At 46.9% G+C, this 22,058-nt stretch carries 25 protein-coding genes; 11 read left to right on the top strand and 14 right to left on the bottom strand.

Going from position 1 to position 22,058, the window contains the following annotated elements:
• Positions 1-7: 7 nt before the first annotated feature.
• From A3Q3_RS0108785 to pqqA, 5 genes are all read left to right on the top strand, one after another.
• Positions 8-1,243, top strand: coding sequence for an amidohydrolase family protein (locus A3Q3_RS0108785; protein ID WP_020183222.1), 1,236 nt, complete (start codon positions 8-10; stop codon positions 1,241-1,243).
• Positions 1,240-2,562 (top strand): MFS transporter, encoded by a 1,323-nt coding sequence (locus A3Q3_RS0108780; protein WP_020183221.1) that lies wholly within the window; start codon positions 1,240-1,242, stop codon positions 2,560-2,562. The genes A3Q3_RS0108785 and A3Q3_RS0108780 overlap by 4 nt, the downstream gene beginning before the upstream one ends.
• A 92-nt stretch (positions 2,563-2,654) precedes the next feature.
• Positions 2,655-4,646: an LTA synthase family protein gene (locus tag A3Q3_RS0108775; RefSeq protein WP_020183220.1), complete on the top strand. Its 1,992-nt coding sequence runs from the start codon at positions 2,655-2,657 to the stop codon at positions 4,644-4,646.
• The gene (locus A3Q3_RS0108770) at positions 4,646-6,925 is read left to right on the top strand and encodes a lipopolysaccharide kinase InaA family protein (RefSeq protein WP_020183219.1); all 2,280 of its coding nucleotides are present in this window, start codon (positions 4,646-4,648) and stop codon (positions 6,923-6,925) included. The genes A3Q3_RS0108775 and A3Q3_RS0108770 overlap by 1 nt, the downstream gene beginning before the upstream one ends.
• A 142-nt stretch (positions 6,926-7,067) precedes the next feature.
• Positions 7,068-7,139: a pyrroloquinoline quinone precursor peptide PqqA gene (gene pqqA, locus A3Q3_RS14585; protein ID WP_012777389.1), complete on the top strand. Its 72-nt coding sequence runs from the start codon at positions 7,068-7,070 to the stop codon at positions 7,137-7,139.
• Positions 7,140-7,228: 89 nt separating this feature from the next.
• On the opposite strand, the gene A3Q3_RS0108765 is transcribed toward pqqA, so the two are convergent.
• Genes A3Q3_RS0108765 through thiS form a run of 4 tightly spaced genes read right to left on the bottom strand, consistent with a single transcriptional unit; the run spans position 7,229 to position 9,884 of the window.
• Positions 7,229-8,479, bottom strand: a complete 1,251-nt coding sequence (locus A3Q3_RS0108765) for a murein transglycosylase A (RefSeq protein WP_020183218.1) — start codon at positions 8,477-8,479, stop codon at positions 7,229-7,231.
• Positions 8,479-8,862 carry a Co2+/Mg2+ efflux protein ApaG gene (gene apaG / locus A3Q3_RS0108760; RefSeq protein WP_020183217.1) on the bottom strand — a complete coding sequence of 128 codons (384 nt, stop codon included), beginning with the start codon at positions 8,860-8,862 and terminating at the stop codon, positions 8,479-8,481. Before apaG ends, A3Q3_RS0108765 begins: the two co-directional genes overlap by 1 nt.
• 5 nt (positions 8,863-8,867) lie before the next feature.
• Positions 8,868-9,659, bottom strand: coding sequence for a thiazole synthase (locus tag A3Q3_RS0108755; RefSeq protein ID WP_020183216.1), 792 nt, complete (start codon positions 9,657-9,659; stop codon positions 8,868-8,870).
• Between the two features lie 21 nt (positions 9,660-9,680).
• The gene (gene thiS, locus A3Q3_RS0108750; RefSeq protein ID WP_020183215.1) at positions 9,681-9,884 is read right to left on the bottom strand and encodes a sulfur carrier protein ThiS; all 204 of its coding nucleotides are present in this window, start codon (positions 9,882-9,884) and stop codon (positions 9,681-9,683) included.
• Between the two features lie 295 nt (positions 9,885-10,179).
• On the opposite strand from thiS, the gene A3Q3_RS14415 reads away from it, so the two are divergent.
• The gene (locus A3Q3_RS14415; protein WP_155930901.1) at positions 10,180-10,359 is read left to right on the top strand and encodes a hypothetical protein; all 180 of its coding nucleotides are present in this window, start codon (positions 10,180-10,182) and stop codon (positions 10,357-10,359) included.
• Between the two features lie 123 nt (positions 10,360-10,482).
• Here A3Q3_RS14415 and gndA read toward each other — a convergent pair whose 3' ends face one another.
• Together gndA and A3Q3_RS0108735 are read right to left on the bottom strand one after the other, a co-directional pair.
• Positions 10,483-12,000: an NADP-dependent phosphogluconate dehydrogenase gene (gene gndA, locus A3Q3_RS0108740; RefSeq protein ID WP_020183213.1), complete on the bottom strand. Its 1,518-nt coding sequence runs from the start codon at positions 11,998-12,000 to the stop codon at positions 10,483-10,485.
• Between the two features lie 124 nt (positions 12,001-12,124).
• Positions 12,125-12,859, bottom strand: coding sequence for a dienelactone hydrolase family protein (locus A3Q3_RS0108735; protein ID WP_026361846.1), 735 nt, complete (start codon positions 12,857-12,859; stop codon positions 12,125-12,127).
• A gap of 179 nt (positions 12,860-13,038) precedes the next feature.
• Here A3Q3_RS0108735 and A3Q3_RS0108730 point away from each other — a divergent pair, with 179 nt between their 5' ends.
• Entirely contained in the window at positions 13,039-14,046 is a 1,008-nt protein-coding gene (locus tag A3Q3_RS0108730; protein WP_232418395.1) for a serine protease, read from the top strand.
• On the opposite strand, the gene A3Q3_RS0108725 is transcribed toward A3Q3_RS0108730, so the two are convergent.
• The 4 genes from A3Q3_RS0108725 to fae form a co-directional block, all read right to left on the bottom strand.
• Positions 14,040-14,258 (bottom strand): hypothetical protein, encoded by a 219-nt coding sequence (locus A3Q3_RS0108725; protein ID WP_020183210.1) that lies wholly within the window; start codon positions 14,256-14,258, stop codon positions 14,040-14,042. The two genes, A3Q3_RS0108730 and A3Q3_RS0108725, sit on opposite strands and share 7 nt — an antisense overlap.
• 116 nt (positions 14,259-14,374) lie before the next feature.
• The gene (locus A3Q3_RS0108720; protein WP_020183209.1) at positions 14,375-14,731 is read right to left on the bottom strand and encodes a hypothetical protein; all 357 of its coding nucleotides are present in this window, start codon (positions 14,729-14,731) and stop codon (positions 14,375-14,377) included.
• A 92-nt stretch (positions 14,732-14,823) separates the two neighbouring features.
• Positions 14,824-15,786 (bottom strand): L-threonylcarbamoyladenylate synthase, encoded by a 963-nt coding sequence (locus A3Q3_RS0108715; protein WP_020183208.1) that lies wholly within the window; start codon positions 15,784-15,786, stop codon positions 14,824-14,826.
• A 77-nt stretch (positions 15,787-15,863) separates the two neighbouring features.
• Complete coding sequence (gene fae / locus A3Q3_RS0108710) at positions 15,864-16,424, bottom strand: formaldehyde-activating enzyme (protein WP_020183207.1); 561 nt, start codon at positions 16,422-16,424, stop codon at positions 15,864-15,866.
• Between the two features lie 169 nt (positions 16,425-16,593).
• Between fae and A3Q3_RS0108705 the strand changes: the two genes are divergently transcribed.
• The gene (locus tag A3Q3_RS0108705) at positions 16,594-16,920 is read left to right on the top strand and encodes a cupin domain-containing protein (protein WP_020183206.1); all 327 of its coding nucleotides are present in this window, start codon (positions 16,594-16,596) and stop codon (positions 16,918-16,920) included.
• Between the two features lie 15 nt (positions 16,921-16,935).
• On the opposite strand, the gene alkB is transcribed toward A3Q3_RS0108705, so the two are convergent.
• Positions 16,936-17,574, bottom strand: a complete 639-nt coding sequence (alkB, locus tag A3Q3_RS0108700) for a DNA oxidative demethylase AlkB (RefSeq protein WP_020183205.1) — start codon at positions 17,572-17,574, stop codon at positions 16,936-16,938.
• Positions 17,575-17,641: 67 nt separating this feature from the next.
• Between alkB and A3Q3_RS0108695 the strand changes: the two genes are divergently transcribed.
• Entirely contained in the window at positions 17,642-18,250 is a 609-nt protein-coding gene (locus tag A3Q3_RS0108695; RefSeq protein ID WP_020183204.1) for a DNA-3-methyladenine glycosylase, read from the top strand.
• An 84-nt stretch (positions 18,251-18,334) separates the two neighbouring features.
• Here the strand turns inward: A3Q3_RS0108695 and A3Q3_RS0108690 are convergent, their stop codons facing one another.
• Entirely contained in the window at positions 18,335-18,832 is a 498-nt protein-coding gene (locus A3Q3_RS0108690; RefSeq protein WP_020183203.1) for a fasciclin domain-containing protein, read from the bottom strand.
• Positions 18,833-19,286: 454 nt separating this feature from the next.
• On the opposite strand from A3Q3_RS0108690, the gene A3Q3_RS0108685 reads away from it, so the two are divergent.
• Both A3Q3_RS0108685 and A3Q3_RS0108680 read left to right on the top strand, forming a co-directional pair.
• The gene (locus tag A3Q3_RS0108685) at positions 19,287-20,522 is read left to right on the top strand and encodes an MFS transporter (RefSeq protein ID WP_020183202.1); all 1,236 of its coding nucleotides are present in this window, start codon (positions 19,287-19,289) and stop codon (positions 20,520-20,522) included.
• A 3-nt stretch (positions 20,523-20,525) separates the two neighbouring features.
• A complete protein-coding gene (locus A3Q3_RS0108680) occupies positions 20,526-20,879 on the top strand; it encodes a DUF4186 domain-containing protein (protein WP_020183201.1) in 354 nt (117 codons plus the stop codon).
• A 3-nt stretch (positions 20,880-20,882) separates the two neighbouring features.
• Here A3Q3_RS0108680 and A3Q3_RS0108675 read toward each other — a convergent pair whose 3' ends face one another.
• Both A3Q3_RS0108675 and A3Q3_RS0108670 read right to left on the bottom strand, forming a co-directional pair.
• Positions 20,883-21,623: an LrgB family protein gene (locus A3Q3_RS0108675; RefSeq protein WP_020183200.1), complete on the bottom strand. Its 741-nt coding sequence runs from the start codon at positions 21,621-21,623 to the stop codon at positions 20,883-20,885.
• The gene (locus A3Q3_RS0108670) at positions 21,616-21,984 is read right to left on the bottom strand and encodes a CidA/LrgA family protein (RefSeq protein WP_020183199.1); all 369 of its coding nucleotides are present in this window, start codon (positions 21,982-21,984) and stop codon (positions 21,616-21,618) included. Before A3Q3_RS0108670 ends, A3Q3_RS0108675 begins: the two co-directional genes overlap by 8 nt.
• Between the last annotated feature and the right edge of the window lie 74 nt (positions 21,985-22,058).

Raw genomic sequence — 22,058 nt, 5'->3', positions numbered from 1 at the left:
AAAGCGCATGAATCGTAGACAGTTTTTGCTGGGGTTGGGTGTGTTCGGGCTCAGCAGTTTAAGTTATGCAGGTTATAAGTACTGGCCAGATGCTGGGCTAACTAATCCCTGCTTGAGCGCAATGCCAGATGCACTAGCACAACACCCACTGATGCAAAAAATTTGGGATGGCATAGACGCCAGTAAGGTCTGGGATAGCCATGTGCACCTAGTCGGCACGGGCGATAGTGCCAGTGGTGTATGGTTTAACCCAAACATGGATAGTTACTCACATCCGATACTGAAGTTACAAAAACAGTTTTATATGAATGGCGTGTGCGCCGAAGATGGCAATGTGGACGCAAGCACAGTAGAGCGTTTGTTAAGCTTGCATGCTGAAATGCCTGCAGGTTATAAATCCATGTTGTTTGCGTTCGATTGGTATCGAGATGCGCAGGGACGGCCACTGACTGAGCAGTCGATCTTTTATGTTTCAAATCACTATGCGTCAAAGCTTGCTCAGTTGTATCCGCAGTATTTTGAGTGGGTCGCCTCCATACATCCGTATCGTGCAGATGCCATAGATGCGCTAGAGCAAGCCAAGGTAGAAGGCGCCCGTGTAATCAAATGGCTGCCCTCTGGGATGGGCATAGATCCGGGGTCAACAAAATGTGATACTTTTTATAAAAAAGCCGCGCAATTGGACATGCCCATCATCAGCCATACTGGGCGAGAAAGTGCCGTGCAAGGCGGCGATCAATCGTTTGGCAATCCGCTGAAAATGCGTCGTGCGCTGGATGCAGGCGTACGCGTTGTGTTAGCGCATTGTGCGAGCGATGGTGAAGATGTTGATTTAGATCACGGCAATCAACGCGTCAAAAGTTTCAAACTGTTTGAACGGCTAATGGATGCACCAGAGTATCAGTCCTTGGTATTCGGCGAGATTTCTGCCATTACATTAATCAATCATGCTTGGGTAATTCACTCTATTTTAGCCCGTCCAGATTGGCATGGCCGTTTATTAAATGGATCGGATTATCCTTTGCCCGGTATTTTCCCGCTCATTAATACAAGGCAATTAAATCAGCTAGGTCTATTGGAGGATGCGCACTTGCCATTTTTACACGCGTTAAAACAATATAATCCACTGATGTTTGATTTTGCAGTCAAAAGATTAATGCGATCGAAAAACAATAGTTTTGCAAATAGCGTGTTTGAAACACGTAAGTTCTTTAATCATTCCCATGCAAGCAGCACATCATGAGTAACCAATTCCAGCTCTTAAAACAAAAACGATTTTTGCCTTTCTTTTTAACGCAGTTTTTAGGGGCCTTTAACGACAATTTATTTAAAACTGTACTCATTACTTTAGTTGCCTTTCACGCCAGTACACTGGGCAATCTAGATGGCGCGACCATGGCGACTCTGCTCCCGGGTTTGTTTATCCTGCCTTTTTTCTTGTTTTCTGCAACTGCTGGGCAAATTGCAGATAAATATGAGAAGTCTCGCATTATTCGCTTAGTCAAAGTACTGGAAATCTGGATTATGGTATTTGCTGCCGCTGGCTTTTATCTGCATCAGTTGTGGCTATTGGCGACAGCATTATTCTTGATGGGTGTCCACTCCACTCTATTTGGTCCGGTAAAGTACGCCTATCTGCCTCAGCAGTTAAATGCACAAGAGCTGGTAGGCGGTAACGGCATGGTAGAAATGGGCAGCTTTGTGGCTATTTTGCTGGGCCAAGTGTTGGGGGCATGGCTAGCAATTCAGCCTGATTATGCTTTGCTGACTAGCGTTGCTGTGATTGGTATTGCTATGATTGGTTATGTATCGAGCCGACAAATACCGGTGACACCAGCGCTTTCCGCCGCGTTGCGAATACAGTGGAATCCGATCATAGAAACTTGCCGCAATGTAAAGTTGATTTGGGCGCAGCAACCACTGTGGTTAGCCATTGTGGCGATCTCTTGGTTTTGGTTTTTTGGCGCGACATTGCTGGCGCAATTCCCCAATATGGCCAAGCTGGTGCTGCATGGGGATGAAAGCGTGTTTATTTTGATGTTGACGGTATTTTCTGTTGGCGTGGGTATTGGCTCTTTGCTTTGCGAGAAACTTTCACGCAACAAAGCCATGCTGGGTTTGGTGATGATTGGTGGCATAGGCTTAAGTTGCTTTACGTTGGATATTTATTGGGTGGCCACGCATCTTGCAACGGTAAGTGGTATGCAGCCTTATGATTATCATCAGTTTCTAAGTCACGCTAACCATTGGCGTTTATTGATAGACATTGCATTGATAGGCGTATTCGGTGGTTTTTACATTGTGCCTTTGTATGTGTTGATACAAACCTTGTCGGAGCCCGCGTATCGCTCACGTGTGATAGCCGCCAATAATATTATGAACGCTTTGTTTATGGTGGTCTCTGCCCTATTTTCAATCGCTTTGTTTAAGCTAGGTTACAGTATCCCGCAGTTGTTTCTAATCACTGCGCTTGTCAATGTGTTGGTCATGGGCTATTTGTGTATGCGTCAGCCCAATTACTACACAACATTTAAGGCATGGTTCCGCCCTAAAGATGCTTGAATGCTGAATAGTGGAATTTGCAGCGCGCTACTATCAATGCAGGCTTTATCGTTATAATGAGCCCTTTCATCTTGATGTTTTAATCTGCGTTTATGCAAATCAAATCCTTGTTCGATCCATTTCGCCGTGCAGTTTGGCAGGTTGCCAATAAAGCAGGCCCTTTTGCCCCGTTATTTTCCATGCTGTTGCTGGGCTTGGTCGTGTTGTCACTGTCGCGGTTGGGTCTAGTGCTATGGAAATTTGGTCGTGTGGAATCCACAGGGCAATTATTGGCCGTGCTATACCAAGGTGTGCGTGTCGATATCATTCAGTTGGCGCTGATTGCGCTTGTGCCAGTACTATTGGCACCGCTATTGGCTACACGCCAGTTTTTTACCACATGGAAGTGGTTTACTTACGGCTGGGTGTTGATTGCGGTGGTGCTGTTGGTGTTTTTAGAAGCGGCTACGCCTGGCTTTATCATGGAATACGATGTACGCCCGAATCGCCTGTTTGTGGAGTATTTGAAATATCCACATGAGGTCATGGGCATGCTGTGGCGTGGTTTCAAAGTACATATCTTTGCTGGTATTGGCTTTACGGTGCTGGCCATTGTGGGCATGCGTTACTGGCTGCAACCATGGCAGTCTGCAACATCGACTTGGACAAACAAACGTTTGTGGGTTGTCTGGCCTTTGGTGTTAGTACTCACACTGTTTGGTATCCGCTCCACACTTGGCCACCGCCCTGCTAACCCGGCGCTGTTTGCAATTACCCAAGACAGCATGGTCAACAGCTTGATTTTAAATTCCGGCTATTCGGTCATCTATGCTGTTTATAGTTTGCAGCATGAGGCCAAATCCAGTGAGATCTACGGCAAGATGGATAAAGCGGACATATTTAAACTGACGCAGGCCAAAGATACTGATATCCCGACATTAACTACTTTGGTGCCATCGGTTAAACGCGATAAGCCGCTGAATTTAGTCATTATTCTGCAAGAGAGCTTAGGCGCAGGCTTTGTTGAGTCCTTAGGCGGTAAACCGGTCACACCTAATCTTGAAAAACTAAAAGCAGAGGGGATTTGGTTTGAGCAGCTGTATGCGACCGGTACGCGTTCGGTACGTGGCATTGAAGCGGTGGTGACAGGCTTTCAGCCTACGCCGGCAGACAGTACAGTGAAGCTATCACTTAGCCAGAAAAACTTTTTTAGCTTGGCAGCTTTGTTAGAAAAACAAGGTTACTCCACAGAGTTTATCTATGGTGGGGAGTCTCATTTTGACAATATGCGCGGCTTTTTTATGGGCAACGGCTTTCAACATATTGTCGATCAAAAAGACTATAAAAACCCAGTGTTTGTAGGGAGCTGGGGCGCCTCGGATGAGGATTTGCTGAATAAAACGCATGAACAGTTATTGGCGCATCATGCCAGTGGCAAACCATTTTTCACGCTTGCATTTAGTTCGTCTAATCATGCGCCATTTGAATTTCCGGATGGGCGTATCGAGCTGTATGAGCAGCCCAAAGCCACCGATAATAATGCAGTGAAATATGCCGATTATGCTATTGGTGAGTTTTTCAAAAAGGCCAAAGCCAGCCCTTATTGGCAAGACACAGTGTTTCTCATTGTGGCCGATCACGATATTCGTGTGCGTGGTGAGACACTAGTGCCCATTGAGCATTTCCACATCCCTGGCCTGATTTTGGGTGCGGACATTCAGCCTAAAACGATCACGGCCATTGCTAGCCAAATCGATTTGCCGGTGACCGTATTGTCTTTAATGGGCGTGCAAGCACAGCACCCGATGACAGGGCACGATATGTCCAATCTGCCGGCAGATTATCTGGGCCGCGCCATGATGCAGTACAACTATAACTATGGTTGGATGGAGCAAACCCAACAAAAAGCAGATAAAGAGGTAGCCAATCAGGTGGTGGTATTGCGTGAAGGCAAAGCGCCCGCACATGGTAAGTACGATACACAGCATAAGCATTTGAATGAGGTACCCTCTCCTGCAAATGCTGTGCAAATTGAGCAGCGCGCATTGGCCAACTCACTGTTGCCATCTTTGCTGTATACAGAACAGCGCTACCGGTTGCCGTAATGACGGGTGCGTCGTATCAGCCTTCTATGCTCACCAAGCAGGTGGTCCGTGACGGGTTAAGTTATTTTCTGCGGGGCGGCATGTGGTTACGCCATGCGCATTTGCCTGTCTCTGGCCATACCATTGTCGACGACTTTATCGGCGTGTGTGTTGCCACGCAGCAAGATCCGGCAGTGGATGCCTATGTCATTGCGCAGTTGCAGGCGCTGGGTGTTAAACGTGTGCGCTTAGATTTTACCTATGGAGACTTAGGTAATGATGAGGTGGAAGCACCTAATGCACGCTTTTTATCGTCATTGATTGCAGCAGGTTTTCGCGTCAATTTGCATTTGGTACAACCTTTTCAGTCTGCCAAACATATGTTGTTAGCTGCCGAGCAAGTCATCTGGCGGCAGTTTATTGTCAATTTACTAGACCGTTTTGGTCATCAGTTAGCCCATATTGAAATCGGTTCCACCATCAACCGCAAACGCTGGAGCGGTTATACATTTGATGGTTTTCTTGCCACCTGGGATATTGCTTACACGCTGATTAAAGCGCGCAATATCACTATTGCAGGGCCGAATATACAAGACTTTGAGCCGTTCTATAACGTGAGCTTGCTCAAGCATTTAAAGGCGCGCCAGCAGCTTCCGGACGTTTTTAGCAACAACTTGTTTTGTGAGCGCGTACCAGAGCCAGAAAGCAATGACCACCGTATTTTTAAGTATCAGTGGACGACTTGGTTTGACTATAACTTAATCAAAAAGGCGCGTTTGCTACAGAAAATCAATCAGGATTTCGGTGTTTCTGCGCTCATTTCACCCGTGGCATTTTGGGCAATATTTCGTGTGCAACGTCGTTATCCCGATGCGCTGCAAAAACAAGCCGATTACGCTGCACGTTACTTTCTGCTATTAGCAGCTTCTGGCGCATTAAAACAAGCCAATTGGGGTGCGCTGATTTGCCAGCGTGAAGGCCTGATTAGCGACGGTTTGACTGAGCATGACTACCCGGCGCTTGAGCGTGTGACGCACTACCAGCATGCTGATGGCGCACTGCAACATTACCAGCTTCAGCCAAGCTTTGCTGCGGTAAAAACGTGTGCTGCCCAAATTCAAGGTGCGCAGTATGTGCGTGCACTGGCTACTGGTAACGGCTTGGAGCACCATCATTTTGAAAAAGATGGCCATACCATTCATGCCATATGGACACAAAATGGCAAGGTAGCTTTCTTGGACGCAATCTACACACAAGCGCTTTTGACACAAGCCGTGATGGTGCATCGAGATGGCACAGTGTTGGCCAACACACATGCGTTTGTGACTGAATCGCCCATGTATTTAATTTGGCACAATACAACACTTGTGCAGGCCACTCCCACTTTAGCAAAAGACCTGACGATACACGCGCACCAACAGGGCTTGCAGTATTTCCGCTTGGATGAAGATGGTTGGCAAGGCTTGGTACTAGCCAGCAATGCTGAAGAAGCTGCATTATTGGCGCAGCAATTACATCCGGCACGGTTACAGGCACCGCAAAAAGAAGGTGCTTTGCGCCATGCCCGTAATGCGATTTGGGCGGTGCCCGACCCTAGAAATCCAACAGCACAGCTGACGATCAAGCAGCCAGTCAAAATGTATCCGCACAAAGCTTTTTTAGATCGCTTCAAACCCAGCAAAGCCAAGCGCAGCTGGAACGGAGCCATGGAACTTATGCGTCGCGGTATCGGCACGGCCATGCCAGTAGCTTACTTTGAAAAAGTGGGCGATACCAGTCTGAAGCAAAATTTTTATGTGTGCGAATATGTGCAATCAGAGGCCAGCATCGGGCAAATATTTGTTGCTTTTGCACAAGGAGAAAGCCACTTTAATGGCTTGCAGGCAGAAGAAGTATATTTTCAATTTGCGCAATTTTGCCATGACATGCATGGCCGATTGGTTTACTTCAGAGACTTCTCCGGCGGTAATATTCTAGTCAATGTTGGGGCTGATAAGCAGCTTGGTTTTTCATTAATCGATACCGCGCGTTTGCGTTGTTTCCCTTTGACGCCGTTTCCGGAAAAATATCGTCTGGCAGACATGACGCGTGCTTGCCACAAGCTGCATTGGGCAGGTCGTGACCGTGTCATGCAAATCTATTTTGGCATGATTGGGCGTCAGTTCACTTGGCGTCATCGCCTAGCATTTCATTTGTACGATTTCAAAGTACGTTTGAAAAAGACGATTGGGCGCAAAGGTTGGAAACGTCTGATGAAAAAGCTAAAAGGGGTGGGCACATCGCATGCTGCATCAGGGTAATCTAATGAAAACCATGAGACAGTTTTAAGCAGTTTAGACAGGTGATATTTTAAAGCACAAGGTATAGTAACTCTACGTTATGGAGATGTACTGGCAGTCATGCAAAGTAACCCAAACGAATTCTAACTAAAGGAGAATCATTATGTGGACAACACCAGCAGCTACTGAAATGCGTTTCGGTTTTGAAGTTACAATGTACGTAATGAACAAATAATCTTTGTTTAACGTATGCTAAAGGGTGCTTATAGCACCCTTTTGTTTTTGTGGTTCTTATTAGTCTTAATTCTTACTTGGTCTTAATATTTAAGGCACAGGCAATTTGAATTCTTTAGGTAGCAATACCCAAATCGTGCCGGATTGCTTCATCGCCCCCGCCATTTTTCCAGCGTAATTGCCACTCCCCCAGTAAAAGTCTGCACGTACCCCGTCTTTAATGGCACCGCCGGTGTCTTGGGCAATCATTAATCGCTGTAATGGCTTGGTGGTATTTGGGTAGGTCGTAGATAAATAGACGGGTGCCCCTAGCGGAATATATTTGGGGTCAATGGCAACGCTACGTTCCGCAGTAAGGGGAACGCCCAGCGCACCCAAAGGGCCGGGTAGATTAGCAGGCAACTCTCTAAAAAAGACATAACTAGGATTGGTATTCAGCAGCTCACGCAGCTTGCTAACGTTTTTACGCCCCCAGTCTTTAATGCCCTGCATAGACGCTTGGCTGGCGTTGAGCTCGCCGCGTTGAATCAACACTTTGCCAATCGAGTTATAAGCATGTCCATTTTGATCGGCGTAGCCTAAATGTAATTGCTCGCCAGTATCTAATTGGATTAGGCCAGAGCCTTGAATTTGCAGAAAAAATGCATCAATTGCATCATCAATCCAAACAATCTCGCTGCCAGCCAAAGGCGGCTTGTCCGATTCGATTTCTGCGCGTGTAAAGTAAGGTACCAAGCGATTGCCATCTAGTTTACCGCGTACCCGTTTGTATTTGAGCTCTGGAAACAGCGTACCTAAATCCACCGTAATCAGATCTTTAGGCTGTGCATAGAGTGGGAAGGCATATTGTGCAGACTTGGTGCGGCTGCCCTTTAACACTGGCTCGTAGTAGCCAGTAATTAGTCCGGTGTTGCTCCCGGCAATAGTACTAGTACTGTAGACATTAAAGTAGCGGGTGAAGTACTCGATAATTTGTGTGTTATCAGGAGCATTTAGTGACACTGCGGCTTGGCAGGCAGGTTGCCATTCAGGCTTGTTTTTTAATGTAGAGCAGCTGGTCAGCCAAGCTGGCCAGCCCGCGCTCAAATTATCTTGTTTCCAAGCGTCTATCTCGCTCCAGTTAGCAAGTTTGAGTAAGCCGTATTCTGGAATTTTGCTGCCCGGCGCTTCTGGTTTGGTTTCCGGTGTTACTAGTTCGGGAATGGGTTTGCTGGGTTGTGATGTGGTCGGCTCACAACGGCATGGTATTGGATCTTTGATGTTTTTTTTACCGCATGCGGTGATCATCATCAGTGTTAAGAAAATAATCAACCAGTGGTGCCGTAAGCGTAAAGTGGTCATTAATGTAACACCCTGTGTTGATAGAGCTGAAAAGGGGCAATGTTGGCTTCGAATAAGGTGCCATCCTCTGCCACCATTTGATAGGTACCTTGCATTTCACCGCTAGCGGTACTGAGTATCGTGCCGCTTGTGTATTCAAACTGCGCATTAGGTTCCAGCAACGGTTGTTCGCCGATGACACCAAGCCCTTTCACTTCGTGAGTTTCATGGTGCGCGTTGGTGATGATCCAATGTCGGCTAATTAATTGGGCGGCAACCGTGCCAGTATTGGTAATGGTTACCGTATAGGCAAACGCGTATTTTGACTCGCCGGGATTAGATTGATCTTCCAGAAAAGTAGTGTTCACCTTGACCAAGCAAGCGTAGCGTTTTTTCTCTTCCACGCGGATTATCCGTTTCCTGAAATAAGCCCGGTGGTCGGCGAGCTGGGCGAGGCAGAGTACAGTTTCTTCGGCATACGGCCAGCTAAATAAGACTCGCGGCCTGCTTCAATGGCTTTTTTCATGGCGCCCGCCATTAATACTGGGTTCTGCGCAGCGGCAATGGCTGTATTCATCAGCACGCCTTCACAGCCTAACTCCATGGCAATAGCAGCATCGGCCGCACAGCCCACACCCGCATCTACTAATACGGGGATATTGGCATTCTCAATAATAATCTGCAGGTTCCAAGGGTTCAAAATACCCATGCCAGAGCCAATGAGTGATGCCAAAGGCATCACAGCGCAACAGCCAATGTCTTCTAACTGTTTAGCAATAATCGGGTCATCTGAGGTATAGACCATCACATCGAAGCCTTCTTTGACCAACGTTTTGGCTGCGGCCAAGGTCTCAATGACGTTGGGATACAGTGTTTTCGGGTCACCCAACACTTCCAATTTCACAAGCTTGTGACCGTCTAATAGCTCACGTGCCAAACGCAGTGTTCTGACAGCGTCATCTGCGCTGTAGCAACCTGCGGTATTAGGTAAGTAGGTAAATTCTTCTGGTGGCAGATAATCCAGTAGCGAAGGTTCGTTAGCGACCTGACCAATATTGGTTCTTCTGATTGCTACTGTGACAATTTGGGCACCACTTGCGTCTATGGCAGCACGTGTTTCGGTAAAATCTTTATATTTACCCGTACCTACCAGTAATCTTGATTGGTAACTTTTTCCAGCAATCACTAATGCATCATTCATCTTTATATTCTCGTTTGTACCCTAGCCGCCGCCAACTGCGCCTACAATTTCCAACTGGTCACCTTCGTTTAATAGTACAGCATCAAACAGGCTGCGCGGCACGATTTCGCCATTGCGCTCAATAGCGATGCGCTTGCCAGCGAGGTCCATTGCAACAACAAGCGCGCTGACCGAAAGTGCAGCGTCGTCAAAATGTTTGTCTTTACCGTTGATAATTAAATGCATAGCGAAATATTGCGGCCATTAAAGAGTGCTATTTTACGTAATTATGCTGTCACATGGGGCGTTAATAATGAATTATTTAAATGAAAATTTATGTATGGCACAGTCTATGCTTGTCATCTTGCAATTGATTTGTGCGTTAATAGCAGTAAGCGCAAAGTGTTAAGCGCTTGATTTAAGTTGTCATGATTTTCATGATTGTGCGACTAAAGCATGTGGAAATTGAATTTTTTTAACGATTGATGCTCTACCCCGTACGAACACAATTCGTGCGGTTTTTAACTCCCAAAAGGAAACGATGATGCAAGTAACAGAACGAGTACAAGTACAGAAACAAGATGCTTTGCTGGATGAAATCTACGCCCCTTCAATTACTGAGAAATCAGCAAAGGTAAAAGAGCAAGAAGCCAGTGTGTTGATATTGCAAAGAAATAAAAATCTAAACAGATTTTTAGAAGCAAGTTGCGATTGCGTTTAATGTAGTACCGTCTGGTATTAAGCGTTTTTAACGTTTAATCATCAGGCAACCACAACATCAAGCTATAAAAAAAGAGGATGGCATCGGCCACCCTCTCTCTAGAGTTTTCTTCCTCAAAAACGCTTATTCAATCGTCAATTGCGGACGACCAGCCTCGGGCCAATCCAAGTGGAAGAACTGACCACGTGGTTGATCTTTACGCTCGTAAGTATGCGCACCGAAGTAGTCACGTTGACCTTGCAATAAGTTTGCAGGCAGGTCTGCACTTCTGTAACCATCGTAATATGCTAGCGCAGCCGCAAAACCTTGTGCTGGAATGCCATTCGTCACCGCCAAGGCAATCACTTTACGCCAGCCAGCTTGACCTTCGTTCATCGCATTGGTGAAGTATGGGTCTAGCATCAAGTTTTTCAAACGTGAATTCAATGCATAAGCATCGGTGATTTTTTGCAAGAAGCGCGCGCGGATGATACAACCGCCGCGCCAGATTTGTGCAATCTCACCAAAGTTCAGTTTCCAGTTATAAGCCACTTGTGCTTTATCAATCAGTTGGAAGCCTTGTGCGTAAGCGCAGATTTTTGAGCAATACAATGCGTTTTTAATCGCTTCGATAATGGCTGCTTTATCAGTTTCTTTCACTAGCACAGGGCCTTTTAGGATTCTGCTTGCTTCAACACGTTCTTCTTTCAAGCTAGAAAGCGCACGTGCATATACCGCTGCTGCAATCGCGTTGGCAGGCGCACCTAGCTCAAGCGCATTGGCTGCAGTCCATTGGCCAGTCCCTTTTTGGCCGGCAGTATCCAAGATTTGGTCTACCAAGAAACCTTTGCCTGCTGGGTCTTTTTGTTGCAGGATATCCGCAGTGATTTCAATCAAGAAGCTAGAGAGTTCACCTTTGTTCCATTCGGCAAATACTTTACCGATTTCATCGGCTGGCATGCCTAGCAAGTTTTTCATCAACCAGTAGGCTTCACAAATCAATTGCATATCGATGTACTCGATACCGTTATGCACCATTTTCACATAATGGCCAGCGCCGTCCGGGCCAATGTATTCTGCGCAAGAGAAGCCGCCTTCGACTGGTTTTCCTGGGGTGCCGCCTTCTAACGGTGTACCGGTCACAGGGTCTACTTTGGCTGCAATATCACGCCAGATTGGCTCTAAGCTAGACCATGCTTTACGTGTACCAGATGGCATGAGCGATGGGCCAAAACGCGCACCAGTTTCGCCGCCTGAAACGCCTGAACCAATAAACTCAATGCCTTTGGCAGCCAATTCTTTTTCGCGACGGATAGTGTCTGTCCACAATGCGTTGCCGCCATCAATGATGATATCGCCTTGCTCTAGGAATGGTAATAACGCGTTGATGGTGACATCGGTTGCGCTACCTGCTTTCACTAGCAATACAATTTTACGTGGGCGTTTGATGCTTAGTACAAAAGAAGCCAAATCTGCATGACCAACCACGCGCTCGTGAGATGGCTCATTGTTTTTGCATTCCTCAATAAAGTTCAGCATTTTCTTCGGGTCGCGGTTGTAAACAGCGATGGTGTAGCCGTGGTCGGCTATGTTCAAGGCCAGATTTTGGCCCATCACAGCAAGGCCTACAAGGCCAATGTCAGCGTTTTTTGTGGTGGTCATGCTTCTCTCTCTTTAAGCTTTCTTAAATGGGTAATTTAAATCAAAAATTAGAGCCTTGGCTTGTGGCTAGAGCTCGTACTACGCTACTTCTACTGCTAAAACAATGCTGTTCAATTTGGGCGATTTACAGTGTGTTACCAAACATTTGCAAGGCCAGTTGATAGCCAGTCATGGCTAGTTGCGGGTCATAACGTTCGCCTTCGTCACGCATAAAGGCATGTTGCCCATTGAACTCGTGCCAAGTGAAGCTCAGGTTGGCATCTGTCAGTTTTTGATACACCAAGCTGCGGCCAGCGGTAGGAATATGGTTGTCTTGTTTGCCCCAAATCATCAATAACTCGCCTTTAATGTCGCTCAGGCGATCCATGGAGTGTTGGTTAGGTTTGTTTGGGATGATTTCTGTGTGTAAATCGGTGGCGTAAAAGCAGGCGGTAGATTTAACTTCCGGTTGTAGCGCAGCCCTAAACGCCAAGTGACCACCAATACAGAAGCCCATAGCGCCTACGTTGCCATCGTACCAATTTTGCTTGCCTAAGAATTCAATCATGGCGCGATTGTCAGCATCATAGTCTTGCACATCTTTGGCAGCTTTATCAGCGTTACCTTTATCACGTCCTGCATCATCATAACCAAGGACTGTACCAATCGGATTAAGTTCATGAAATACTTCTGGTACCAAGACGGCGTATCCTTGGCCGGCCATGAATCTGGCAGCGCGTTCGATAGGACCTGTTTGCTGAAAAATTTCAGAATAAAATAAAATCGCAGGTACTTTTTGAGTATGTGTCGGGCGATGGATATAAGTCCGCATTACACCAGTAGGTGTTGAGATATCTGCGATTTCAGTTTTGATGAGCATGGCATGCATCCAGAAAATATATTTTTGAACCCAATATTTTACAGTGCTTTAATGGCATTTTCATCTCAAATCGTGGGCGAATTGAGAATTATTTAACAGCGCATGCAAATAGTCAGCATGTTAAGAATTATTTGCGCGATATGATGTCATCTTCAGTACCAAAACATGTGGGGATTATCATGCGATTCGTCTTGATGATATGGCTGGCTGGTTTTGCATGCATTGCGGCGGCAGAGCCAAGTGCTGACTTGACTTATCAACTTAAAGCCTCAGTAGCCAAGGTGCATGTGGTAACTAAATCCGGTGGGCATGGCGTTGGTACCGGTGTGGTGGTGGCCAAAGACATGGTGGCGACTAACTGCCATGTATTGGCCAATGCCAATGGGGTCAATATCACTAAATTTGGCGATAGCTTTGCGCCGGTTGGCCTCAAAGCGGACTGGAAACATGACCTATGTATTCTACGTTTTCAATATCTAGATTTAAAACCAGTGGAACTGGGTGATGCTTCGCAGCTGCGCTACGAACAGCCGATGTTCTCCATTGGATTTCCCGGTGGGCCGCCCAAACCTCAAGTGACCTATGGCAAAATCAAAGCGCTTTATCCGCTCGACGACAGCGTCATTGTACGTACCGATGCTTCATTTATCATGGGGGCCAGTGGTAGCCCGGTGTTTGATGAAGCGGGTAAGCTGATTGCCATTAGTACATTTAAGAGCCCAGGGCGTGGTGCTTATTTTTATAATATTCCGGTCAACTGGGTCAAAGCATTGCTGGATACGCCTGAAACCACCTCGTTACAATCAGACCTTGTGCCATTTTGGGACGCACCACCCGAGGCAGCACCTTACTTTATGCAAGTAGTGTTGCCATACCAAAATGAGGATTGGTCAGAATTAGCACGTGTTGCTCAGGCTTGGGTCAAGCAAGAACCAAGCACAGCCGAAGCACATTATTATCTGGCTGTGGCACAAGCTAAGCTTGGCCGTGATGCCGATGCTAAGAAGAGTTTTCAGCAGACATTAGTATTGCAACCGCAGCATCCGAGTAGTCTGATCGGATTGGGTTTGTTGGCTAGCCGTGCCGGCAATTCGGATGAGGTGGCGCGGATGCACGCAGCGTTACAGGCCATTCATGTGGAATTGGACGAGGCGTTTAATCTCGCGCTTAAAGAGCAAGCTCAGTAATCGCTGCTGCGACCCGTGGAATAACCTTGTGGTACATCTTGCTGCCATTCGCCGCAGTCGTCACAGCGGTGGTCATGCATGGTGGGGCTAAACACAAGATGTGTGCTGTTACAGAATTTGCACACAGCTTGTGTCGAGCTCTCCGATTTGTGGTGTAAGGTATGCTGCTCTGTCGCTACTTTGGTGCTGCCTAGTCCGTATTTGTTGTCCATGGGTATGGTCCTCTCAACAGGGATAGCCATTTCTAATTGCAACTGCTTAAGTGTTTAACTTACCCTCTTTTGAAGGGCATCGCAAGATGTAATTCAGCTTAGTGTAGAACCCAATACTATTTCTTTAATTGCGCTTTGCATGCGGTATAGGACAATACATCGCCGTCCGTCAGCGTCGTCTGGTCGCCTTCTAATGCCAGTGTAATGGAGCCGGATACATAGCGATTTTTCTCGGTACTGGATTTTGCCAGATTCACTTCATGGTCTGGAAAAATAAGCCAGGCATCGTTGTCCTTGTTCAGCATACGCAGAAAGAAGCGTTTGTTGCCTTCACATACATATTCGGTGGCGTTTTCCGGATTTTTAGAACGCTCTTTGGTTTCAGACTTAAACACTTTAAGGGGCGCTACCATGCTACATGCCGATAGAATGACGCAGGTAAGTGCAATGGCGGTGACGTGCTGATAGTTCATGTGTTGCCTTAACGGTAAAAATTTCAATGGGTTCATTTTGCCATCTTATGCCAAGACCGACAATGACTCATCTCATTTAGGATGCTTCTAGTTTAAGGTGCGTCTTGATAGCCTGCGCGCGTTAAGCGGTCTCGAATAGCTGCCCACGCTGGCTGGTCTGGAGGCAACAAAATGAGAATCGCACTGGCTTGCAAGTCATCTAATCGATGCAGCGCATCGTATAAGTGTTCTGCCACTTGCGCAGGTGTGCTGGGTAGCGCAATGCAATGGGCGCTGTGCACCTGCGCATGGAGTGCTGTATTGCTTTGGCCGATTAGCAATGCTGCACAGTGCGGATGCAATTGCGCGTATTTTTGTAAGTCGGCAAATGCTTCAAACAAGCGCGTGGGTGTGCGTGGCGAGTAATGCAATAAATGTTGCCCCGGTGCTTTGGGAATGTCTTGTGTGAGTGGTTGTGCTGGCTTGCCTGCAATGGCTTCAATTTGCGCTTCCGTAATCATGCCGTGGCGTAACAACTGCCATTGGTCGCCATCCACACTCACAATAGTAGATTCAATGCCCACTTGGCATGGGCCGCCATCTAGTACCGGAATATCTTTACCCAAGCTGTTTTCGACATGCGCTGCTGTGGTGGGGCTGAGCTGGGTATAGCGATTGGCGGAGGGCGCGGCTAAGGCTAGGCCACTTTCTTTGAGCAATTGCAGCGTGAGCGGATGGGCAGGTACGCGCAGTGCAACAGTCGGCGCATTGGCGCGCAATATATTAGACACATGCGGTTTGGCTTTGAGTACCAACGTAAATGGCCCAGGCCAAAACGCTATTGCGAGTTTTTTGGCCAAAGCCGAAAATTCGTCAGCATAGCCACTCACTTGATGAATGTTTGCAATATGGACAATCAGCGGATTATTGGCTGGGCGTTGTTTTGTGGCATAAATCTTGAGTAAAGCAGCTTCATTGCTAGCATCTGCCGCTAATCCATACACCGTTTCGGTAGGAATCGCGACCACTTCGCCGTTGTTAAGTAACGTCATCGCGTCTGCTAAATTGACCTGCATGCCAATACCAACCAGTAGTAAAAGTGCTATTTTACTACTGGTTTGTTACCTCGTGGTTTACTGTCTCATGCCATCTATCAAGCCGCTTTTTGTAAAGGCTGTATTTCAGGTGCAGTTTTATAATCATGCGCCGCGAGTGGGTGAGAAGTCTTCACACTATTTTCAATCACTTCTGCTGCTTTTGGCAAGCCTGCCACCGCGCGTTGAATGGCGAGCTTGGTCGCTGCATAATTCCAGTCTTGGATTTTGGTGCTAACTGCGGCATCCCAATGAATAAAGACACCAATGCAGATAAATATATCATCGGCTTCTTTTAACGGAATGGTGCCCTCTTTGACTGAGTCAGTCACGGCTTTAGCCACACCAGACTGCGCTGGCCCAAACATCTGCACCGCTTGTTTTGCATCTTTGATATCGACCTTGTTGAACATCACAGTGGCTGGTTTTGCCATGAGATTGGGTGCTACTACGGCTAGCAACGCATTGTCACCACGTTTTTGATTGGTGAGCGTTAAAGCAAAAGCGGTTTCGGCGGCACTGCCACGTGGCCCCATGATTAAGTCCACATGGGCGACCTCATTGCCTTCACCGACCAATGCTTCGCCTACTAGTAATTTGTTGATTTTTAAGGTTTTCATGATAGTTCTTCCTTTCTGCTTTCAAGCCCCGTTGGGCGTTAAAAATAGATGGACAAACCTTAAAAGCTAACAATTTTGCGTTCAAAAGTAAGACAAGGAATAGCCGCTATAGTTGCAATTATTTAACTGGTATAGAATGGCTGACCATTATCATTTTTAAAGAAAAAGCATGAGTCAAATTATCGTAGAAAAAAATCCTAGCCAAGCCCATTTAGACAGTTTAGGGGTGAGCAAATGGTCAACCTGGCAAAAGGAGGTCTCTACTTTTCCATGGACATTCTTAGAACAAGAAATTGCCTATATTTTAGAGGGTGAGTGCGTGATTACACCTACAGGCGGCGCATCTGTGTCCTTTGGTAAGGGCGATTTGGTGACGTTTCCAGCAGGCATGACCGCCAGTTGGGAAGTGAAGCAACCATTACATAAGCATTACAAATTGGATGGTAATTTGCTCAGCCAAACGTTCCGCCGCATTAAAGCAGCGCTTAAACTGTAATTCTATATTGCCGCGTTAACCTGCTTTTCTAAAAGTGAGGTTAACGCGCGTGTTACCTAATATTGCATGACACCCGGATTGCATGGACATGATGCCGTGATAATTCAAACGTGCATCACCGCCCCACACAATCACATCGCCATGTTCAAGGCGCAATTGCGTGGGTTTATCGGTGCGTTTTTTGCCACCAAATTGAAAGCGCGCAGCAATGCCTAATGATACGGATACAATGGGTTGTGTGAAATCACGTTCATTTTTATCTTGGTGCAAGCCCATCTTGGTGCCGATTTGGTATTGATTAATCAGGCAAGCATCTGGCGCAAAATCAGTGTAGCCGGCAATATTAGCAGCCGTATTAGCGAGTACAAAAAAGCTTTCTGGCATTGCGGGCCATGGCGCTTGGCGTATTGGGTCGATAGGCGAGTAGCGGTAACCTTGCTGATCAGATACCCAGCCTAATGCGCCACAACTGGTGGTGGCCACTGACATGGCAAATCCCATCGGTGTCATCATCTGCCGCAAGGGTGCGGCGGAGATAACGGCATGTAAATCATCCAGCAATTGTGTTTGGTTAGGCAACGCATAACCACGTAAATAGACCAGTCCATCTAAGTCTAATCGCTGACTGCTTTCAAGAGAACTCAATAAATCCATGGTGATGTGTTATTTGCTTCCCGGCTCTTGGTACTAGCTTTTAAATGCACACTGTTATAATGAATGCATGCACCGTTATCAACAAGCGCAAACTTTTTTAAGTGAGCAAGATCCAGACTTTGCCAAGCTTATTGCTGAGATTGGCGATTGCCAACTTATACTCAAGTCAGAGCGTGACCCTTATGAGGCATTGGTCCGCGCTGTGGCTTACCAACAGCTCAGCACTAAAGCGGGTGATGCTATTTTGGCAAAATTCAAAGCCCATTTTGGAGGCAAATTTCCAACGCCAGAACAGCTCGCACATGCAGAGTTTGATGCCTTGCGTGCTTGTGGGTTCTCTGGCCGAAAAGTTGAGACGACCAAAGGCATTGCACAAGGCGCACTGACTGGATTGGTGCCAACACTTGCGCAAGCTGAACACATGTGCGATGAAGATTTGATTGAGCGTTTGGTTGCACTAAAAGGGATTGGGCGTTGGACAGTGGAAATGATGCTGATCTTTACATTACAACGTCCGGATATCTTGCCGGTGGATGATTTTGGTGTGCGTGAAGGTTATAAGCGGTTGAAGTCTTTAACGGATGCGCCAACGCCTAAAGCCTTGGCAGAGATTGGTTTGGCTTGGCAGCCTTATCGCACGGTAGCCAGTTGGTATTTATGGCGTGTGCCCAAATAATCTGTGCTTAGACTGAGTTTAGATTCACATCACAAAAAAAGCGGGCGCTAGTGATAGCGCCCGCTTTTGAATGCTAACAGGGTATTAACCCGCTTTCTTTTTGCTTACTTTCTTTTTGCCTTCGTGTTCTTGCAACAACACCGTGTCTAGTACGTAGATCATACCGTTATCCGCTTTGATATCGCCGCCGCCCACTGTTGGGATGCCATCTACTTTGATGCCGGCAGTCACGTCTAATTTCAACTCATGGCCTTCAACGGATTTTACTTTACCAGCTGTAACATCATCGCTAGTGATTTTGTGCGCAACGATATGTGCGTTCAACAATTTTACGAGTGCGTCTTTATCTTTGAGCAATGCTTCCAGTTTGTCTTTTGGTAACTTGGCAAATGCGGCATCGCTTGGTGCAAACACAGTAAAAGGGCCTTCGCCTTTAAGTGTGTCTGTTAAACCAGCCGTTTGCAGTGCTGTCAGCAATGTTTTGAGTGAGCCATCAGCAGCGGCTGAGTCGATAATATCATCTGCAAAAGCAGCATTAGAAACAGACAATGCAAACAGTGATGCTAGTAATACTTTTTTCATAACTTTCCTTAAATTGTTGAGTGCTATTTAAATATCAGCAAGCTTGCTGATGGTTGCTCTAGGATAGCTGCGAGAGCTTACACAAGTTGCCTAACAATGTAACTAGGCAATCATTGTTAATTGTGAAATTCTGTTCAGCTTACTGGGATAACGCCACGGCAAAGCATGACGTTGACGATAAAATAAATATTTTTTGTGGCTAGATTGTGCCCATGCTTGTTAAATTCTAGGTAAGAGTGATACCAAAGGTACAAGATCGGAAAAAAAACGCGTCAAAAAAAGGTTAGTGCGCCTAATCTATTTCAGCAGAATCGCACTAGGTCAACGACGACTCATCGGCATGTTTGCACACGCTTACTGCTTTATTCTCTGCACTAACGCCACATTGTAACTGAGCCTGCTTCTTTACACATCCATAGAGATATTGGGCAGAATTTAAATTTATAATAGCGTGATGCATATTTCTATTCAGCAGTTATTCAGTAACCATCAGTTTGCCTTTGTAAAGTTGTTGGCGTTTCGTATTCAAATGGTATTGGCCTACCAAATTATGGCGGTAGTGGTGGGTTGGCACATTTATGAACTCACTCATGATCCATTGGCGCTCGGGCTGATTGGTTTGGCGGAAGTGATCCCTTACTTTTCCTGCACTTTATTCGCTGGCCATGCGGTCGATCACTATTATTCGCGCCGCGCATTTGGCATCTTAGCCGCTACTTTGTTATGCCTAAATGCCTTAACGTTGACCTGTGTGACGATGGGCTGGATTACAGGCAATCCCAGTGTCTGGATTTATGGCTCAATTGCATTTACCGGCATTGCCCGTGCATTTATTGCCCCCAGTTATACCACCTTATTTGCGATTATTGTGCCCAGGGAATCTTATGCGCGTGGCTCAGGCATTGGCAGTTCTATTTTCCAAATAGGGTTGATATTGGGGCCGGCATTAGGTGGTTTGTTAGTGGGATTTGCCAGTAAAACCATGGCATATGCGCTAGCCAGCGCTTTGTGCGTAGGCGCGGCTGTCGCAATGGGGATGTTAAAAGTGAAAGAGCCGCCTGCGCCAGAAAGCCCACCGGTTTTCAAAAGTATTGGCGAAGGCTTGCGCTTTGTCTGGAGTAACCAAATTGTGTTTGGCGCGCAAATGCTGGATATGTTTGCCGTATTGTTTGGTGGCGCGGTTGCGTTGTTGCCCGCCTTTATTCAGGATGTTTACCATATGGGCCCAGAAACGCTCGGATTGATGCGGGCTGCCCCTGCGGTGGGTGCGATACTGACTGGATTATGGCTTACGCGGCACCCCATCAATTTACATGCAGGCCGCTGGTTATTGGCTGCAGTGGCAGGGTTTGGCTTATGCATGATTGGGTTTGCACTTAGTCCTTATTTTTGGCTGGCCGTGGCTTTGTTAATGGTTTCTGGTGTGCTGGATGGCATCTCTGTGGTGACGCGGCAAACCATATTGCAACTGGCTACGCCGGACGCCATGCGCGGCAGGGTATCGGCCATTAATGGCATATTCATTGGTTCATCCAATGAGTTGGGCGCATTTGAATCTGGTGTTGCAGCAAAACTATTCGGGCTAGTGCCTTCCGTGGTTTTTGGCGGCCTGATGACGATTGGTATTGTGGGCGTTACCGCTAAGCTTGCCCCCAAGTTACGCGATTTAGAGCTGAAGCAACTGCAGTAATCCATGCGCAATCTGGATACATTATTTGCTGTATTGGCAAAATCGACATTCAGAGCGGGCTTTCAATTGAACGCACGTGATTTAGCGTATCTGCAAGAAAAAGGTTTGGCGCAAGTGCTGACACATGCCGAGGATTTTGTGCAAAAACGCTTGGCGCCCGCCGTCATTGAAAATGAAGGCAAACAAACGCCGATGCGTGGTCACCCTGTATTTGTAGCGCAGCATGCTACGGCTTGTTGCTGCCGTGGCTGCTTGCAACAGTGGCATGCCATTCCACAAGGGCGCGAACTCACTTTAGATGAGCAAGCCTACGTGGTTGTGGTATTGGAGCGCTGGCTGCAAACCTACGTAAAGTAATGGTTATATGCCGAGATGTGGGCGTAAATACGTGAGCACAATCGGCAAACCAATCGCGCTAATCACGCCGTTTAAGCCCATCGCCATGCTAGCAAAAATACCCGCTTCCTCGTTCACGCTAAAGGCACGGGTAATACCTAAGCCGTGCGCCCCTACGCCAATGGCTGTGCCGCGAATCCACCATTGTTGTATTTTGAGTGCATTTAAAATATAAGGCGCCAATATTGCACCCAGCATGCCGGTAATGACTGTGAACACGGCTGTTAAGGTCGGCGATACGTTGATGCGTTCGGCAATACCCATGGCAATGGGGGCGGTGACCGATTTTGCATACATGCTGCCCACCATATTGTTGCTTGCGCCCATCCACTGCGCAATGGCCACGGCACTGACAATGGAGACGGTACTACCTGCAGTGAGTGCCACCCACATATGAAAGATCTTGCCTTTCATGCGTTTAAAACCATTGTAAATGGGCACAGCCAAAGCAACAGTAGCTGTCCCCAGTAAAAAGTGCACAAACTGTGCGCCTTCAAAATATTTTTCGTAGGGCATATCCAGCGCGCTAATGATGCAGCAAGTCAGCACCACAGAAATGGCAACCGGATTGACGACAGGGTTACGCTTAGCGCGTACGTACAGCATATAGCCAAGCTGATAAGTGGCGAGAGTGATGATCAATGCAAACAGCGGGTCTCCAGACAGATAGACCCAGATTTCGGAAATCGGTATACGCTTATTCATGGCGTTGCCCCTTGCCGAACTTGAGTGAAAAATACCAAAACACCTTGAGTACGACGGCAGTGACACCAATGGTTAGTACCACGCTGACCAGCAACGCGGTAGAAACAGCAAGTGCATGGGCTTTGAGTTCTGGCAAAAACAGCACCACACCTACCGAGGCTGGTACAAACAACAAGCCCAGATGTTGTCTGAACTGATCGGCTACTTGGCCAAGCGGTTGATTTACCTCGCCTTTTATCATTAGAAATACCACCAGGAAAACCAAGCCTAATACTGGCCCGGGGATGCTTGGTAGCAAAAACTTAGAAGCCAACTCGCCCAAGCCTTGCCATAAAAATAACTGAACTAAACCTTCTATCATGTCTGTGCTTTGATGAATGCAAAGTTTTAAGTTATCACACTTTTATTTTGAATTTTTGAAGCGGTGCGAAATTT

It is taken from the genome of Methylotenera sp. 1P/1, assembly GCF_000384355.1.
Taxonomy (GTDB): domain Bacteria; phylum Pseudomonadota; class Gammaproteobacteria; order Burkholderiales; family Methylophilaceae; genus Methylophilus.
The sequence above is the reverse complement of the archived record's forward strand: the minus strand, read 5'-3'. Positions and strand labels throughout refer to the sequence as shown.